This window comes from Pseudomonas sp. W15Feb34, assembly GCF_023127765.1.
GTDB classification, from domain to species: domain Bacteria; phylum Pseudomonadota; class Gammaproteobacteria; order Pseudomonadales; family Pseudomonadaceae; genus Aquipseudomonas; species Aquipseudomonas synxantha_A.
In genome coordinates this window covers 65,367-81,501 of record NZ_SPKN01000046.1, presented here as the reverse complement: position 1 = coordinate 81,501, position 16,135 = coordinate 65,367, and the positions used below count along the sequence as shown (strand labels likewise).

Annotated in this window: 13 protein-coding genes and 4 tRNA genes; 5 read left to right on the top strand and 12 right to left on the bottom strand. The window is 57.9% G+C overall.

From position 1 onward, the window contains the following. The first annotated feature begins 55 nt into the window (after positions 1–55). Together E4O97_RS23810 and nhaA are read left to right on the top strand one after the other, a co-directional pair. On the top strand, positions 56–1,237 hold the full coding sequence (locus tag E4O97_RS23810) for an MFS transporter (protein ID WP_248162407.1): 1,182 nt from the start codon (positions 56–58) through the stop codon (positions 1,235–1,237). Between the two features lie 118 nt (positions 1,238–1,355). Then, entirely contained in the window at positions 1,356–2,699 is a 1,344-nt protein-coding gene (nhaA, locus tag E4O97_RS23805) for a Na+/H+ antiporter NhaA (RefSeq protein ID WP_248162405.1), read from the top strand. An 82-nt stretch (positions 2,700–2,781) separates the two neighbouring features. Here the strand turns inward: nhaA and E4O97_RS23800 are convergent, their stop codons facing one another. The 10 genes from E4O97_RS23800 to E4O97_RS23755 all read right to left on the bottom strand — a co-directional run bounded on the left by E4O97_RS23800 (position 2,782) and on the right by E4O97_RS23755 (position 12,200). Beyond that, entirely contained in the window at positions 2,782–4,656 is a 1,875-nt protein-coding gene (locus tag E4O97_RS23800; protein ID WP_032880522.1) for a SurA N-terminal domain-containing protein, read from the bottom strand. 230 nt (positions 4,657–4,886) lie between these two features. Beyond that, complete coding sequence (locus E4O97_RS23795; RefSeq protein WP_003174819.1) at positions 4,887–5,159, bottom strand: HU family DNA-binding protein; 273 nt, start codon at positions 5,157–5,159, stop codon at positions 4,887–4,889. Positions 5,160–5,307: 148 nt separating this feature from the next. Continuing rightward, positions 5,308–7,704 carry an endopeptidase La gene (gene lon, locus E4O97_RS23790; RefSeq protein ID WP_032880520.1) on the bottom strand — a complete coding sequence of 799 codons (2,397 nt, stop codon included), beginning with the start codon at positions 7,702–7,704 and terminating at the stop codon, positions 5,308–5,310. A 188-nt stretch (positions 7,705–7,892) separates the two neighbouring features. After that, a complete protein-coding gene (gene clpX / locus E4O97_RS23785; RefSeq protein ID WP_003238279.1) occupies positions 7,893–9,176 on the bottom strand; it encodes an ATP-dependent Clp protease ATP-binding subunit ClpX in 1,284 nt (427 codons plus the stop codon). Positions 9,177–9,288: 112 nt separating this feature from the next. Further along, on the bottom strand, positions 9,289–9,924 hold the full coding sequence (gene clpP, locus E4O97_RS23780) for an ATP-dependent Clp endopeptidase proteolytic subunit ClpP (protein WP_005789297.1): 636 nt from the start codon (positions 9,922–9,924) through the stop codon (positions 9,289–9,291). A gap of 91 nt (positions 9,925–10,015) precedes the next feature. Further along, entirely contained in the window at positions 10,016–11,326 is a 1,311-nt protein-coding gene (tig, locus tag E4O97_RS23775; RefSeq protein WP_216091748.1) for a trigger factor, read from the bottom strand. A 395-nt stretch (positions 11,327–11,721) separates the two neighbouring features. Continuing rightward, positions 11,722–11,797: transfer RNA gene (locus E4O97_RS23770), tRNA-His, on the bottom strand. Positions 11,798–11,874: 77 nt separating this feature from the next. Continuing rightward, positions 11,875–11,959 (bottom strand) — tRNA-Leu (locus tag E4O97_RS23765). Positions 11,960–12,015: 56 nt separating this feature from the next. Then, positions 12,016–12,091: transfer RNA gene (locus tag E4O97_RS23760), tRNA-His, on the bottom strand. Positions 12,092–12,123: 32 nt separating this feature from the next. After that, positions 12,124–12,200 (bottom strand) — tRNA-Arg (locus E4O97_RS23755). A gap of 274 nt (positions 12,201–12,474) precedes the next feature. Here E4O97_RS23755 and folD point away from each other — a divergent pair. Both folD and pbpG read left to right on the top strand, forming a co-directional pair. After that, entirely contained in the window at positions 12,475–13,329 is an 855-nt protein-coding gene (gene folD, locus E4O97_RS23750) for a bifunctional methylenetetrahydrofolate dehydrogenase/methenyltetrahydrofolate cyclohydrolase FolD (RefSeq protein ID WP_005789300.1), read from the top strand. A gap of 244 nt (positions 13,330–13,573) precedes the next feature. Beyond that, entirely contained in the window at positions 13,574–14,458 is an 885-nt protein-coding gene (pbpG, locus tag E4O97_RS23745; protein ID WP_248162404.1) for a D-alanyl-D-alanine endopeptidase, read from the top strand. A 126-nt stretch (positions 14,459–14,584) separates the two neighbouring features. Here the strand turns inward: pbpG and E4O97_RS23740 are convergent, their stop codons facing one another. Beyond that, positions 14,585–15,247: a peptidase C39 family protein gene (locus E4O97_RS23740; protein ID WP_032880515.1), complete on the bottom strand. Its 663-nt coding sequence runs from the start codon at positions 15,245–15,247 to the stop codon at positions 14,585–14,587. Between the two features lie 211 nt (positions 15,248–15,458). Here E4O97_RS23740 and E4O97_RS23735 point away from each other — a divergent pair, with 211 nt between their 5' ends. Then, a complete protein-coding gene (locus E4O97_RS23735; protein WP_005789305.1) occupies positions 15,459–15,620 on the top strand; it encodes a hypothetical protein in 162 nt (53 codons plus the stop codon). Here E4O97_RS23735 and E4O97_RS23730 read toward each other — a convergent pair. After that, positions 15,617–16,027 (bottom strand): hypothetical protein, encoded by a 411-nt coding sequence (locus E4O97_RS23730; RefSeq protein ID WP_005789306.1) that lies wholly within the window; start codon positions 16,025–16,027, stop codon positions 15,617–15,619. The two genes, E4O97_RS23735 and E4O97_RS23730, sit on opposite strands and share 4 nt — an antisense overlap. Positions 16,028–16,135 lie beyond the last annotated feature (108 nt).

Here is a 16,135-nt window from a genome sequence, read left to right as displayed (position 1 = left end):
TTTCCGCGCATCGCAGCCCCCTACCCTGCCTCCTTGCCCCTTCAAGGAGACTCCCATGAACAACAACACTTCATTGGCCCCTACGGCGTCCGTGCATGAACCCTTGCCATTGGCAGGGTTGCTGGCCCTGGCCTCGGCCGGCTTTATCACCATCCTCACCGAGGCCATGCCCGCCGGGCTGCTGCCGCAAATGAGCGCCGGGCTGGAAGTGTCACAGGCGCTGGTCGGGCAGTTGGTGACGCTCTACGCCCTGGGCTCATTGCTCGCGGCCATCCCGCTGACCTTGCTGACCCGTGGCTGGCGTCGCAGGCCTCTGCTGTTGATCGCCATAGGCGGCTTTGCCCTGGTCAACAGTGTCACCGCGTTTTCCAGCCACTACGGCGTGACCTTGATCGCTCGCTTCTTTGCGGGTGTATTCGCCGGGCTGCTGTGGGCGCTGTTGGCAGGCTACGCCAGCCGCATGGTTGCCCCTCATCTGCAGGGCCGGGCGATCGCCGTGGCCATGCTCGGTGCGCCGCTGGCCTTGTCCCTCGGCGTACCTGCTGGCACCCTGCTAGGCACGCTGGTCGGTTGGCGCAGCAGCTTTGCCATCATGACCGGCCTGACCCTGTTACTGCTGGTGTGGGCGCGCGGGCAATTGCCGGATTTTGCCGGCGAAGCAGCCAGCAAACGTCTGGGCCTGAATCGCGTGCTGGCCCTGCCGGGAATCCGCCCAGTGCTGTGGGTGACCTTCACCTATGTGTTGGCTCATAACATCCTCTACACCTACATCGCTCCCTTGCTGGTGCCCGCCGGCATCGGCAGCGAGATCGACCAGGTATTACTGGTGTTCGGCTTGATGGCGTTGGTAAGCATCTGGTTGGTGGGCATATGGATTGATCAACACCTGCGGTTGCTGACCCTCATCAGTTGCGCGACGTTCGCCGCAGCTGCCCTGCTCCTGGGTTTCTGGACCAGCTCTGCGATCTGCATCTACATCAGCGTGGCGGCCTGGGGCCTGGCTTTCGGAGGCCTGCCGGCCCTGCTGCAAACCGCACTCGCGAAGTCGGCCGGCAACTCGGCTGATGCCGCGCAATCCATGCTGGTCACCGCGTGGAACCTTGGCATTGCCGGGGGTGGGCTGGCTGGCGGCTTGATGCTCCAACACTGGGGCGTCATCGCATTTCCATGGGCCGTGATGGGGTTGATAGCGCTGGCGCTGGGTGCAATGACGGGCAAGGCCTGGCACGGCCGATGACAAGTTTGTTTACAACTTATTCCTCTACTTCCTATCATCGCCTCTGGGTGCGTTGCTGCATAAGGCGCGGCGCAGGTTAAAAGCCAAGCATTGGTCGGGCCGCCAATGGAGATTTGTCGTGCCTGATAAACACCCTGCCATCCCCCGCCCTCAGCGCCTGACTGAGGGCGCGCTGTCTGCCCTTGAGCGTTTTTCCCATATCGAAGCCGTGAGCGGTATCGTCCTGCTGTTGGCAGCGATCGTGGCGCTGATCTGGGCCAACAGCCCCGCCGCAGCGACCTACGAACACTTCTGGAATACGCCTGTTACCCTGGGACTTGGCGATTACAGCGTCTCGCGCTCCCTGCACTTTCTGGTCAATGACGGGCTGATGACCATCTTCTTTCTGGTAGTCGGCGCCGAGATCCGTCAGGAAATCAAAGATGGCGCCCTGGCCAACCTGAAACTGGCCACGCTGCCCTTGGGCGCTGCGCTGGGCGGTGTGCTGATGCCTGCACTCATCTACACCCTGCTCAACCACGGCACCGTCGCCGCCAGTGGCTGGGCGGTACCCACCGCGACCGACATCGCGTTTGCTGTGGGCGTGCTGGCGCTGCTGGGCAAGTCGATTCCCAGTGGCGTGCGTATCCTGTTGCTGGCCCTGGCGATCATCGATGACATCGTGGCGATCCTGATCATCGCGATCTTCTTCACTGCCAGTCTCGATTACATGGGCTTGGTGATTGCCGCAGGCGGTCTGGCGCTGGTGCTGGTGTTCCAACGCATGGGCATCGGCAAGGCCACGATCTATCTGTTACCTGGCGCGATTGTATGGTTCGGGCTGCTCAAGACCGGCGTGCACCCGACCCTCGCCGGGGTGATCCTGGGCTTGATGACGCCGGTCAACTCCAAGCCCACCACGGAGCGCCCGCTGGAGACCATTGAACGCACGTTCAACGAGCTGATGGAGCGCTTCTCGCAATCGAATGAAGGGGCGCAGCAAGTCGCCAAACCTCTCAAACAACTGCGCGAAGCCCAACGGGAGATGTTGCCGCCAGTGCAACGGGTGCAATCGGCACTGCATCCGTGGGTGGCATTCGGCGTGATGCCGCTTTTCGCCCTGGCCAATGCTGGCGTGAGCCTGCACGGCTTCAACCTGGATGATCCGATGGCTCACGGGGTGTTCATGGGGGTCATCTTTGCGCTGGTACTCGGCAAACCCCTGGGCGTGATGCTGGCGAGCCTGATGCTGGTCAAGCTCAATATCTGCAAGCTGCCGGACGGTGTGACCTGGACAGGCGTCGGCCTGGTTGGCCTGCTGGCCGGGATCGGGTTCACCATGTCGATCTTTATCTCGTCCCTGGCCTTCTCGGACCCGGCCTTGCTCTCGGCCGCCAAGCTCAGTGTATTGGCCGCTTCGACCCTGGCAGCGGTGATCGGCCTGACCTGGGGCAAGCTCAAGTTTTCAGGCAAGCACCCATAAGGCGAGTTAAGCACCCACTTTATCAAGGGCAAAAAAAGACCCCGGCCTTTTCAGGACGGGGTCTTTTTTATTCAAGCCGGCATCAGTACTTCTTGATGTCTGCCTGGGTTTCCAGCTGCTTGCGGAACGCCGCGAAGTCCTGCTGACCGATACGGGAAGCGAGGAAGCGGCGGTATTGCGCCTTTTCTTCGTCCGTAGGGGCTGCCGCTTCGTTGACGCCGTTCAAGCGCACAATCACCAGGCTGCCATCACGCAGCGTCACCGTGGTGAAAGTAGGCTTGTCCTTGGCCGCAGGCTTGGGCATGCGGAACAGGGCTTGAAGCACGGCTGGATCGATGGATTCCTGACCGCGGGTCGCCGCTTCAGTCACCTTCCAGGCCTGACCGTCAATCGGCTGGTCCAGCGCGGTTTTGCCGTCACGCAGGCTGGCGATCAACTCGTCGGCATGGGCTTTGGCGGCAGCGCTCGCACGCTCCTTGGTCATCTGGGTGCGAATCGCCGCAGCAACGCTCTCAAGCGGCAGTTGAGCCGGCTTGAGATGCTCTTTGGCACGCAACACGATGATGGTTTCCGGGTCCAGCTCGATGGCGCTGCTGTTGGCACCTTCATCCAGCACTTCCGGGCTGAATGCCGCAGTCACCACGGCACGGTTGGCTGCAACGCCTTCGCCACCTTCACGGCCAAACGGCGCCGAGGTGTGGACGGTCAGCTTCAGGTCAGATGCCGGCTGGGCCAGGTCGGACGCTTCGAATGCCGCATCTTCCAATTGCTTGGTCGCTTCGACAAACCGCTGTTCAACCTGTTGGGTCTTGAGCTCGCGGGTCAGCTTGTCTTTCAGGCTGGCAAACGATGGCACCTCAGGTGCTTCAACGCCCAGCAACTTGATCAAGTGCCAACCGAAGGCACTGCGCACCGGCGCCGATACCTGGTCTTGCTTCAAGCCGTACAGGGCCGTTTCGAAGTCCGGATCGTAGACGCCCGGGCCGGCAAAGCCCAGGTCACCGCCATTGTTGGCCGAACCTGGATCCTGGGAGAACTCCTTGGCCAGGGCTTCGAACTTCTCGCCTTTGGCCAGGCGTGCCTGGACTTCTTCGATCTTGGCCTTGGCTTGCGCCTCGGTGACCTTATCGTTGACTTCGATCAGGATGTGCGCGGCACGACGCTGTTCAGCGAGGTTGGCGGTTTCCTTCTCGTAGGCAGCCTGCAGTTCATCGTCCTTGACGGTGACCTGGTCGAAGAAGGAGGACTTCTTCAATTCCAGATAGTCGATGACCACCTGGTCCGGGGTCATGAACTCTTTGGCGTGCTGGTCGTAGTAAGCCTTGACCTCATCATCGGTGAGCTTCACCGCTGCCGGGTCTGCCTTGATGTTGACGGTGGCGAAATCGCGGGTCTGTTTTTCCAGACGGGCGAATGCCAGCACCTCGGCATCGGTGACGAAACCGCTGCCGGCGATACCTGCGCGAACCTGGCCGATCAGCATTTCCTGGGTCAGCATCTGACGGAATTGCATACGGCTATAGCCCAGTTGACGGATCACCTGGTCAAAACGTTCGGCATTGAACTTGCCATCCACCTGGAATTCCGGCGTCTGCAGGATCACCTGGTCCAAAGCGGCTTCCGAGAAACCGAACTTGGCATCAGCAGCGCCTTGCAGCAGCAGCTTGCGGTCGATCAGGCCCTTGAGGGCCGCGTCGCGCAGCAGTTTTTCGTCCAGCAGCGAAGCATCGAAATCCTTGCCCAGCTGTTGCATCAGCTGGCGACGTTGCATGTCGACAGCCTGGCTCAGTTCGGTCTGGGTGATCTGTTCACCGTTGACCTTGGCCACGTCCTGCGCGTTATTACCCGAAGCCTGGAAAATGGCTTCGATACCGGTGAACGCCATCAATGCGACGATGATCCCGATAATGGTCTTGGCAATCCAGCCTTGTGAATTGTCCCTGATATTTTGCAGCATGCGTCCCCCAGAAACGGTTGAACTTCAAAAATAGGCAACCGTGGAGCGTGGGTAGAGTCCGGATAGAAGAAAGGCGCATCCGAGGATGCGCCTTCTCGTAACTGGCGGAGCGGACGGGGGTTTGAACTCTCACCCCCGGCGTGGCGACCCGATGGATACGTGGGTCGCTACCGCTCCGCTGCCAGGTCGGACGTGCGTCCGACCCGGGTAAGCAAAGGCTTGATCGAAGCTTAGTTAACGGCTTCTTTCAGGGCTTTACCGGCTTTGAAACCTGGTTTCTTGGCAGCAGCGATTTGCAGTGCTTTGCCAGTCTGTGGGTTACGGCCAGTGCGAGCTGGGCGGTCAGTCACAGAGAAAGTACCGAAGCCTACCAGTACCACGGAGTCGCCGGCCTTCAGAGCGCCAGTGACGGATTCGATTACTGCGTCCAGCGCACGGCCAGCAGCAGCTTTCGGGATATCAGCGGATGCGGCGATAGCATCAATCAGTTCCGACTTGTTCACTCTAAGTCCCCTTATATATCTATTGAGTATGATTCTAAGTTTTTTGGTAAAAGCAAAAACCAGTGCTGGGTGGCCTACAGACACTTAAGAGCCGCTTTATAACAAGGGCTCTAAAAAGCTGTCAAGGAAGCCCCCAGGCTTTAACACATTAATGCGTGCTAATTCTTTCCTTGGAATCTGACTCGCGTTTTTCGTCCTTCGCGACTATCTCCGGAGCTACATCCGGCAAGGGTTCCGGCGCGTATTGCAGCGCAATTTGCAGGACCTCGTCAATCCATTTAACCGGTTTAATCTGAAGATCCTGCTTGATGTTGTCAGGAATTTCCTTCAAGTCGCGAACATTCTCTTCCGGAATGATCACCGTCTTGATTCCGCCCCGGTGAGCCGCCAGCAATTTCTCTTTCAGACCACCGATGGCCAATACCTGACCACGCAGGGTAATTTCCCCGGTCATTGCGACGTCAGCTCGCACAGGGATGCCAGTCAATGCCGACACCAGGGCCGTGCACATGCCTACGCCCGCGCTAGGGCCGTCTTTCGGGGTCGCCCCTTCCGGCATATGGATATGGGTGTCGTGCTTCTCATGGAAGTCCAGCGGGATGCCCAGGCTGCGGGCGCGACTGCGCACCACGGTCTGCGCGGCCGTGATGGATTCGACCATCACGTCACCCAGGGAGCCGGTCTTGATCAACTGGCCTTTGCCGGGAATCACCGCAGCTTCAATGGTGAGTAATTCGCCACCCACCTGAGTCCACGCCAGGCCAGTCACCTGCCCGACCTGGTCCTGCTGCTCGGCCAGGCCGTAGCGGAATTTCTTCACGCCCAGGAAGTGCTCCAGGGAGTCGGCAACTACCTTCACAGAGAAACGTTTTTCCAGTGCGTGTTCTTTCACCGCCTTGCGGCAGATCTTCGCGATCTGGCGCTCAAGGCCCCGTACACCGGCCTCGCGGGTGTAGTAACGCACGATGTCGCGGATCGCCTCGACCTCAAACTCGATCTCGCCCTTCTTCAGGCCGTTGGCCGAAATCTGCTTGGGTGCGAGGTATTTGACGGCGATATTGATCTTCTCGTCTTCGGTGTAACCCGGCAGACGAATCACCTCCATCCGGTCCAGCAAGGCTGGCGGAATGTTCATGGAGTTGGAGGTGCACAGGAACATTACGTCAGACAAGTCGTAGTCGACTTCCAGGTAATGGTCGTTGAAGTTGTGATTCTGCTCCGGATCGAGCACCTCAAGCAGCGCGGAGGCAGGATCGCCACGCATATCGCTGCCCATTTTGTCGATTTCATCGAGCAGGAACAGCGGGTTGCGCACGCCCACTTTTGTCATCTTTTGAATCAATCTTCCTGGCATCGAACCGATGTAGGTACGGCGATGACCACGGATTTCCGCCTCGTCACGCACACCGCCCAGGGCCATGCGCACAAACTTGCGGTTGGTGGCACTGGCAATCGACTCGGCCAGGGAGGTTTTACCCACACCCGGAGGGCCAACCAGGCACAACACCGGACCACGAATCTTTTTCACGCGCTTTTGCACGGCAAGGTATTCGAGGATGCGCTCTTTGACTTCCTCAAGACCATAGTGGTCGGCATCGAGGATTTCTTCAGCGCGAGCCAGATCCAGGCGTACCTTGGTCTGGGCCTTCCACGGCACCTGCACCAGCCAATCGATGTAGGAACGCACCACGGTGGCTTCGGCCGACATTGGCGACATCTGCTTGAGCTTGTTCAGCTCGGCGGTAGCCTTGGTCAAGGCATCTTTGGGCAGGCCAGCGGCATCAATGCGCTTTTTCAGCTCTTCGATTTCGTTGTGGCCTTCCTCGCCGTCGCCGAGCTCCTTCTGAATAGCCTTCATCTGCTCATTCAGGTAGTACTCGCGCTGGCTGCGCTCCATTTGCTTCTTCACCCGACCGCGGATGCGCTTTTCTACCTGCAACAGGTCGATTTCGCCGTCCAGCAGCGCCAACACATGCTCGACACGGGCCGACAGGTCGATGATTTCGAGGATGTCCTGCTTCTGCTCGATTTTCAGCGCCATGTGCGCGGCCATGGTATCAACCAGGCGGCTTGGTTCATCAATGCTGCTGAGGGAAGACAGCACTTCAGCGGGGACTTTCTTGCCCAACTGCACATACTGCTCGAACTGCGAGAGCAGGCTGCGCACAAACACTTCGGATTCGCGCTCTGCAGCTTCGACTTCTTCGATCAGTGCCACTTCGGCGCGCAGGTGCCCGTCCACTTCCATGAAACGCTCTACGGCACCGCGCTGCTCGCCTTCCACCAGCACCTTGACGGTGCCATCAGGCAGCTTGAGCAATTGCAGCACAGTGGCAATGGTGCCGACGCGATACAGGGCATCTTCACCCGGATCATCATCAGCAGGATTCTTTTGGGCCAACAGCAGGATCTGCTTGTCGCCCGTCATCGCAGCCTCGAGGGCTTCGATAGACTTCTCGCGCCCCACGAACAGCGGGATAACCATGTGCGGATAGACGACGACATCACGCAACGGCAGGAGAGGCAATTCGATGGTTGTCTTCATGATTTCGCCTCTATGACAGTTGATAAGTAAGCATGAAACCAAGATGGGGGTTACATGCAAAAAAAACAAGCTCAATGCCAGTAGTTAAACGCATGAATACACGCGAATTTAACCACCGCACCAAGAAAACGCCCCAAAAAACAAGGGGCCCCTAAAGGCCCCTTGCTTGTACCGCAACTGCTGAACGCTTACGCGTCTGGCGCAGCCTTGGCCGTCGGCTCACTGTTTTCGTAGATATACAGTGGCTTGGACTTGCCTTCGATAACGCTTTCGTCGATCACCACTTTGCTCACCTCAGACTGCGAGGGGATTTCGTACATGGTGTCGAGCAACACGCCTTCGAGGATCGAACGCAGGCCACGTGCACCCGTCTTGCGCTCCAGTGCCCGCTTGGCCACCGATTTGAGCGCGTCGGTACGGAACTCGAGGTCCACGCCTTCCATCTCGAACAACTTGGCGTATTGCTTGGTCAGGGCGTTCTTGGGCTCGGTGAGGATCTGAATCAAAGCCGCCTCATCCAATTCGTCCAATGTCGCCAGGACCGGCAAGCGGCCGACGAATTCCGGGATCAGACCAAACTTGACCAGATCGTCAGGCTCGACTTCACGCAGGGACTCGCCCACCTTCTTGCCTTCTTCCTTGCTGCGCACTTCCGCACTGAAACCAATGCCGCCACGGGTGGAGCGCTGCTGGATAACCTTCTCCAGGCCGGAGAATGCGCCACCACAAATGAACAGGATGTTGCGCGTATCAACCTGAAGGAATTCCTGCTGCGGGTGCTTGCGACCGCCTTGTGGCGGTACGGAAGCAACCGTGCCTTCGATCAGTTTCAACAGTGCCTGCTGCACGCCTTCACCGGAAACGTCCCGAGTGATCGACGGGTTGTCGGACTTGCGCGAAATCTTGTCGATTTCATCGATGTAGACAATACCCATCTGGGCCTTCTCTACGTCGTAGTCGCACTTCTGCAGCAGTTTCTGAATGATGTTCTCGACATCTTCGCCCACATAGCCAGCCTCGGTGAGGGTGGTGGCGTCGGCAATGGTGAACGGAACGTTCAGCAGGCGAGCGAGGGTTTCCGCAAGCAAGGTTTTACCCGAGCCTGTAGGACCGATCAGCAGGATGTTGCTCTTGCCGAGTTCGACCTCGTCGCCTTTCTTGTCACGCTGGTTCAGGCGCTTGTAGTGGTTGTACACCGCTACGGCCAGAACCTTCTTTGCACGCTCCTGGCCAATAACGTATTGGTCCAGGATGCCGCTGATTTCTTTAGGCGATGGGAGTTTGTGCGCACTGCTCTCGGCCTGGGCTTCCTGCACCTCCTCGCGGATGATGTCATTGCACAGGTCGACGCATTCGTCGCAGATAAACACCGAGGGGCCGGCAATCAATTTGCGTACTTCATGCTGGCTTTTGCCACAGAAGGAGCAATAGAGCAGCTTGCCGTTGTCCTCGCCGTTGCGGGTGTCAGTCATTCGTTCGATCCAAATCCGATAGGCTTGCAACACAAGATGAAGGCTTATGCGGGCTTTTTCAAGCCCGCAAGTGGTCGGACATGCCGACCAGCCCTATTTTGAGCGGCTTATATTAAGCGGGGCGCTTTTCGATCACTGCGTCGATCAACCCGTATTCACGGGCGGCTTCTGCGCTCATGAAATTGTCACGGTTGGTATCGCGCTCGATTTCTTCCAGTGTGTGCCCGCTGTGCTTGGCCATCAGCGTGTTCAGACGCTCACGAATGAAGAGGATTTCCTTGGCATGGATTTCAATGTCCGATGCCTGGCCCTGGAAACCGCCCAGTGGCTGGTGAATCATCACGCGTGAGTTCGGCAGGCAGAAACGCTTGCCTTCGGCACCCGCCGTCAGCAGGAACGCGCCCATGCTGCAAGCCTGGCCGATGCAGGTAGTCGACACGTTTGGCTTGATGAATTGCATGGTGTCGTAGATCGACATCCCTGCGGTCACCGAACCACCTGGCGAGTTGATGTAGAGATGGATGTCCTTGTCCGGGTTTTCCGCTTCAAGGAACAGCAATTGCGCACAGATCAGGTTAGCCATGTAGTCCTCTACCGGGCCAACCAGAAAGATCACTCGCTCCTTGAGCAGGCGCGAGTAGATGTCGTAGGCGCGTTCGCCACGAGCGGACTGCTCGACAACCATCGGGACCAGGCCGCCGGCGGCCTGGATATCAGAGTTCTGCTGAATATAGGAATTACGGAACATGCTCTGCAGTTACTCCCAAATAGTCATGTCTTGAAAACGCATAAGCCAGCGCGAGGCTGGCTTATGGTTGAATTTCCAACGAGTTGGACAATCAGTCGGCTTGTGCTGCTTCCGCCGGTTTGACTGCTTCTTCGTAAGAGACCGCTTTATCGGTCACCTTAGCCTTCTGCAGAACAGTATCCACAACTTGTTCTTCAAGCACAACCGAACGTACTTCGTTCAGCTGTTGGTCATTCTTGTAGTACCAAGCCACGACCTGCTCAGGTTCCTGGTAGGCCGAAGCCATTTCCTGGATCATTTCGCGAACGCGGTCTTCGTCAGGCTTGAGGTCGAACTGCTTGACCACTTCAGCCACGATCAGGCCCAGCACAACGCGGCGCTTGGCTTGCTCTTCGAACAGCTCGGCTGGCAACTGGTCAGGCTTGATGTTGCCACCAAACTGCTGAACAGCTTGTACGCGCAGGCGATCCACTTCGTTGGACAGCAGGGCCTTTGGCACTTCGATCGGGTTGGCGGCCAGCAGACCGTCCATGACCTGGTTCTTGACCTTGGACTTGATGGCCTGGCGCAGTTCACGCTCCATGTTCTTGCGAACTTCGGTGCGGAAACCTTCGATGCCGGTTTCCTTGATACCGAATTGAGCGAAGAACTCTTCGTTCAGCTCTGGCAGCTTAGGCTCGGAAACGCTGTTGACGGTAACGGTGAACTCGGCAGCTTTGCCGGCCAGGTCCAGGTTCTGGTAGTCCGCTGGAAATTCCAGGTTCAGAACGCGCTCTTCGCCGGATTTGGCGCCAACCAGACCGTCTTCGAAGCCAGGGATCATGCGGTTGGAACCCAGCACCAGCTGAGTGCCCTTGGCGGAGCCGCCAGCGAACACTTCGCCGTCAACCTTGCCAACGAAATCGATGTTCAACTGGTCTTCGTTCTGGGCAGCACGCTCGGCCACTTCAAAACGGGTGTTCTGCTTGCGCAGGATTTCCAGCATGTTGTCCAGGTCCGAATCAGCCACTTCGGCGCTCAGACGCTCGATTTCGATACCTTCGAAACCAGCCACTTCGAATTCCGGGAACACTTCGAATACGGCAACGTATTCCAGGTCCTTGCCAGCTTCCAGGGACTTGGGTTCGATCGAAGGCGAGCCAGCCGGGTTCAGCTTTTGCTCGACAACGGCTTCGTAGAAGGAAGCCTGGATCACGTCACCTACAGCTTCCTGGCGCGCATCGGCACCAAAACGACGCTTGATTTCGCTCATCGGCACTTTGCCTGGACGGAAACCAGCGATCTTGGCCTTCTGGGCAGTCTGCTGCAGACGCTTGTTGACCGCAGTCTCGATACGCTCTGCCGGCACGGTGATGCTCAGGCGGCGCTCGAGAGCAGTAGTATTTTCAACAGAAACTTGCATGGATATTCCTCGTTGCACAGACGTTAGCCGGCCATTTCCGACCCCAATCAAGGGCATGCATTCTAGTGGGTCAAACTCAAGAAGTCACCCTACTGAAAATACAGCGGAAAACAGCCGGCAATTTATCGGTACGAAGGCACGGATGCACCTCGCCCCGGTGACAAATACAGCCAACTGCGCCAGGGCTCTGCGCCGCCTCTTCTATATAGAAGAAACCAGTCATTTCCCTGACGCCCGACCCCGCGCACAGGGCCTGCGGGCAGCGCGGCATCATCGAGACACACAAATACGATGAAACACCCCACCCTTTCGACCTTGCACCTGCAGCTGCCGGATATACGAACCGCTAAAACCAAAAAAGGCGCCAGACTGTTAAATCTGGCGCCTTTCGAATATGGGGTGGACGAAGGGGATCGAACCCTCGACAACGGGAGTCACAATCCCGTGCTCTACCAACTGAGCTACGCCCACCATATTGCGTTAACAAAGAAACCAAACTACTTCTTTGTTGAGCCCTGCCCCGCCTGACGGCACAGCAAAGCTTTAATTGGTGCGGATGAAGAGACTCGAACTCTTACGCCTCGCGGCGCTGGAACCTAAATCCAGTGTGTCTACCAATTCCACCACATCCGCGCTTGAAGCTCTTAAAGCAAAGGCGCCAGACGATTAATCTGGCGCCTTTCAAAATATGGGGTGGACGAAGGGGATCGAACCCTCGACAACGGGAGTCACAATCCCGTGCTCTACCAACTGAGCTACGCCCACCATATAGCGCTACTTGTGCCAAAGCTGCCTAATGGCGCACCCGGCAGGACTCGAACCTGCGACCATCCGCTTAGAAGGCGGATGCTCTATCCAGCTGAGCTACGGGCGCCTGATTAATCTGTACTCTTGGAGGATTACAAACTAAGTGTTTCCAGCCTTGCAGGACAACAATTCTGCTCGACCTTCTAACCAGTGCTAGGCTGTGCCCGACAAGTGCGACGAATAGTATAGAGCGTCCTGATACCCGTCAAATCTTTTTTGAAAAAAACTGATTTTATTTAAGGGCTTAGGGCAATTTGCAGACCAAGCGCCTTTGCCCTCGCGCCCTGGCGTGCGAGAATGCGCGCACTTTTCTTCCCCCTCTCGATGGTTAATCACGCGTAATGACTGCACAACTTATCGACGGCAAATCAATCGCCGCCAGCCTGCGCCAGCAGATCGCCAAACGCGTCACCGAGCGTCGCCAGCAAGGCCTGCGCACGCCTGGCCTCGCGGTGATCCTGGTCGGCAGCGATCCTGCCTCTCAGGTTTATGTCTCGCACAAGCGTAAAGACTGTGAAGAGGTCGGCTTTATTTCCAAAGCCTACGACTTGCCTTCTGACACCACTCAACAGGCCCTGACCGACCTGATTGACCGCCTCAACGATGATCCGGAAATGGACGGCATCCTGCTGCAGCTGCCGCTGCCCGAGCACCTGGACGCCTCCAAGTTGCTGGAACGCATCCGCCCGGACAAAGACGTCGACGGTTTCCACCCTTATAACGTCGGCCGCCTGGCCCAACGTATCCCGCTGCTGCGCCCATGCACACCCAAAGGCATCATGACCTTGCTGGAAAGCACCGGGGTCGATCTCTATGGTCTGGACGCAGTCGTGGTAGGCGCATCCAATATCGTCGGTCGCCCGATGGCCATGGAGCTGCTGCTGGCCGGCTGCACCGTGACCGTCACCCACCGCTTCACCAAGGACCTGGCTGGCCACGTTGGCCGCGCCGACCTGGTGGTGGTCGCTGCTGGCAAGCCGGGGTTGGTCAAAGGTGAATGGATCAAGGAAGGCGCCATCGTCATCGACGTGGGCATCAACCGCCAGGATGACGGCAAGCTGGTCGGCGACGTCGTCTACGACACTGCCCTGCCCCGCGCCGGCTGGATCACGCCAGTGCCAGGTGGTGTCGGACCGATGACCCGCGCCTGCCTGTTGGAAAATACCTTGTACGCAGCAGAAACCCTGCACGGTTAATAACCAAGCGTAATGAAAAAGCCCTGCCTTAGTGCGGGGCTTTTTATTGCCTGAGAAAAAACTGTTTTTTCTTAGTTTTTAAGCACTTTCATCCGGTTCTGGAAGAACATTCGACAGTTTCTGATCCATACTCCTAGAATGTAACGTCATTTTTCATAAAGCCCGTTCCCGAACGGTATTTCCTTACTTTTTAGCGAGTTCATCCGCGTGAAAATTCGTCTCTATTGTCGGCCTGTTTTTCGCTTTGACAGGCACCTTCGCCCACGCCGCCGAATCCACCCTGGCCCCGCGTGACGCCTCCAAACTGCAAATCGCCTCCGGCAGCGCCATGCTGGTGGACTTGCAAACCAACAAAGTCATTTATTCCAGCAATCCCGACGTGGTGGTCCCCATCGCTTCAGTGAGCAAACTGATGACCGGCCTGATCGTGCTGGAAGCCAAGCAGAACATGGATGAGTACATCGACATCAACATCACCGACACGCCAGAGATGAAAGGCGTGTTCTCCCGGGTAAAAATCGGCAGCCAGATGCCGCGCAAGGAAATGCTGCTGATTGCGCTGATGTCCTCGGAAAACCGCGCCGCAGCGAGCCTGGCCCACCACTATCCGGGTGGCTATGCGGCATTCATTGCGGCGATGAACGCCAAGGCCAAGTCCCTGGGGATGACCAGCACCCACTATGTGGAGCCTACCGGCCTGTCGATCCATAACGTCTCGACCGCTCGCGACCTGAGCAAGCTGCTGGCGTACGCGCGTAAATTCCCGATGCTGAGCCAGTTGAGCACCACCAAGGAAAAGACCGTGGCGTTCCGCAAGCCCAACTACACCTTGGGTTTCTCCAACACCGACCACCTGATCAACCGCGCCAACTGGGACATTAAGCTGACCAAGACCGGCTTCACTAACCAGGCGGGGCATTGCCTGGTGCTGGTCACAAGCATGGGCAACCGCCCGGTTTCGCTGGTGATCCTGGATGCCTTTGGCAAGTTCACCCACTTTGCCGACGCCAGCCGGATTCGCAGCTGGGTTGAGACCGGCAAAGGCGGCGCGGTGCCGGACGTTGCGTTGCGCTACAAGGCTGACAAGAATCTGAAGAACCGGGGGAATGCGGTAGAAGTTCGCCGCTAACTAACCACCATCTTATTGAAATAAGCAGGCCCAATGTGGGAGGGGGCTTGCTCCCGATGGCGGTGTGCCAGGCTATAAAACTTATCCTGATCAACCGCTATCGGGAGCAAGCCCCCTCCCACATTTTTATTTGCGTTCTGCCAACACTTTGAGCGCTTGGGCCGCTGCCCCTTCCTGCCCCGCCTGGCCTGTTGCATTCGCCGCATCACGCCAGCGCTGCGCATCCACATTGGCCGGTAATTGGCTCGGCCGCTGTGTGAGGATAGCCCAGTGCCCCGCGCTCTTCCACGCCGACTCGAAGTCGCTGAATTCCATAATCAATCGGCGCTCGTTTCCAGAGCGCAACAACACCGTGCTCTTCTGCTGGTTGAACCCCACCACCACGACATAGCGCGCTCCGGACCAGAAGCTGGAATTGATTCGCGCCATCACCGGGTAACCCGCCGCCACCTGCGCCAGCACCGCGGTCAGCTTGGCGTCCAGTGGGTACACCATCAGCCCGTATTCGCGCGCCAGCACCTGCATGTTGCGTTCGAGGTTCGCCTCAGCACCCGGCAGGCGCAGCGGCTTGTCCAGCAACCCCGGTGTCATGACAATGCCTTGTTGCGACAGCATACTGGCAAGTGCCGTAGGACCGCTCTGATAAGCCTCGCTGCGAAAGGTCGGCACGCCGTTGAGTTCAACGCGCTCCGGCAGGCCGGACAGCTTCGACGGTTGGCTGGAACAAGCCGTTAACCCCAGGGCACAAGCCAGCAAGATGGATGTTTTAAGGTTCGAGCGTAAGCGCAATGTTTTACTCTCTTGATCAACGGGCGGTGAGGGCCCTGATCATAGGATGCTCTTGAGCGCGGGTATAGCCTGGCACATCAGTAAAGCACCCGCGATAGAGCAAACAAGTTGGACAGACACGACCATTGGTCAATAGCAGGCAACCGCCAGGTAGCTAGACTGTCCATTGAGAAGACTGTGTGTGCCCCCAAGTGGGCGAAAGGAGGCCCGAATGAGCCTTGCGACGACAATTTTTCTGTTGATCTGTGGTTGGTTGGCAGTGGCCGCGGCCATGTTGTGGGGGGTCATGCGCGTGACTCGCCGGCATCATCACCCCCACGTCAAACCTGCCGCGCCCGCCAAGCCTCCCAAGGCGACGGCTCATCACGCCTAGCCAGGCATGCAATTGAAGTCTTGGGTGGCGGCGATTTCCTTGCCGTGCCCGTCCTTGAGGGATGCACGCACGGTGGTGCCCAGGCTCGACTCTTCCAGTGTGTAATGCTCACCCGCCTTGAAGTGTTTGTATTCCACCCGGCCCTGGCAGTCTTGCTGGTTGTCGTCGCCGGGTTCGTCTTCAAACAAGGTCACGTCCAGCCGATGGTCACCGGGGCTGACTTCAAAGTAGCGCCCGTCATCGACGCGTTTACCGTCCACCCGCTCGGCCATCAGGTCATTTGGCGCTTCCTCTTTCAGGCCGATCCAGGCTTGGCTCGGGTCGGCCTTGGGCAGCGGGCCGGCGCAGGCCGAGAGCAACACAACAACGCTCAGCATAGGTATCAACAACAGGGTTTTCAGTGACATGGCAGGGCTCCAAAGAACATCAAAAAAAGACGTATCCGATGGCTGGCAAGCTTGAAGAGCCGGCGTTTGCAGAACAAATGAATACAAATGAAACGATCTTCAGCCATT

Excerpts from the sequence above, each read along its gene's own strand:
- E4O97_RS23810 (WP_248162407.1), top strand. The coding sequence starts at position 56 with ATGAACAACAACACTTCATTGGCCCCTACGGCGTCCGTGCATGAACCC.
- E4O97_RS23800 (WP_032880522.1), bottom strand. The coding sequence starts at position 4,656 with ATGCTGCAAAATATCAGGGACAATTCACAAGGCTGGATTGCCAAGACC.
- lon (WP_032880520.1), bottom strand. The coding sequence starts at position 7,704 with ATGAAGACAACCATCGAATTGCCTCTCCTGCCGTTGCGTGATGTCGTC.
- clpX (WP_003238279.1), bottom strand. The coding sequence starts at position 9,176 with ATGACTGACACCCGCAACGGCGAGGACAACGGCAAGCTGCTCTATTGC.
- clpP (WP_005789297.1), bottom strand. The coding sequence starts at position 9,924 with ATGTTCCGTAATTCCTATATTCAGCAGAACTCTGATATCCAGGCCGCC.
- tig (WP_216091748.1), bottom strand. The coding sequence starts at position 11,326 with ATGCAAGTTTCTGTTGAAAATACTACTGCTCTCGAGCGCCGCCTGAGC.
- folD (WP_005789300.1), top strand. The coding sequence starts at position 12,475 with ATGACTGCACAACTTATCGACGGCAAATCAATCGCCGCCAGCCTGCGC.
- E4O97_RS23735 (WP_005789305.1), top strand. The coding sequence starts at position 15,459 with ATGAGCCTTGCGACGACAATTTTTCTGTTGATCTGTGGTTGGTTGGCA.
- E4O97_RS23730 (WP_005789306.1), bottom strand. The coding sequence starts at position 16,027 with ATGTCACTGAAAACCCTGTTGTTGATACCTATGCTGAGCGTTGTTGTG.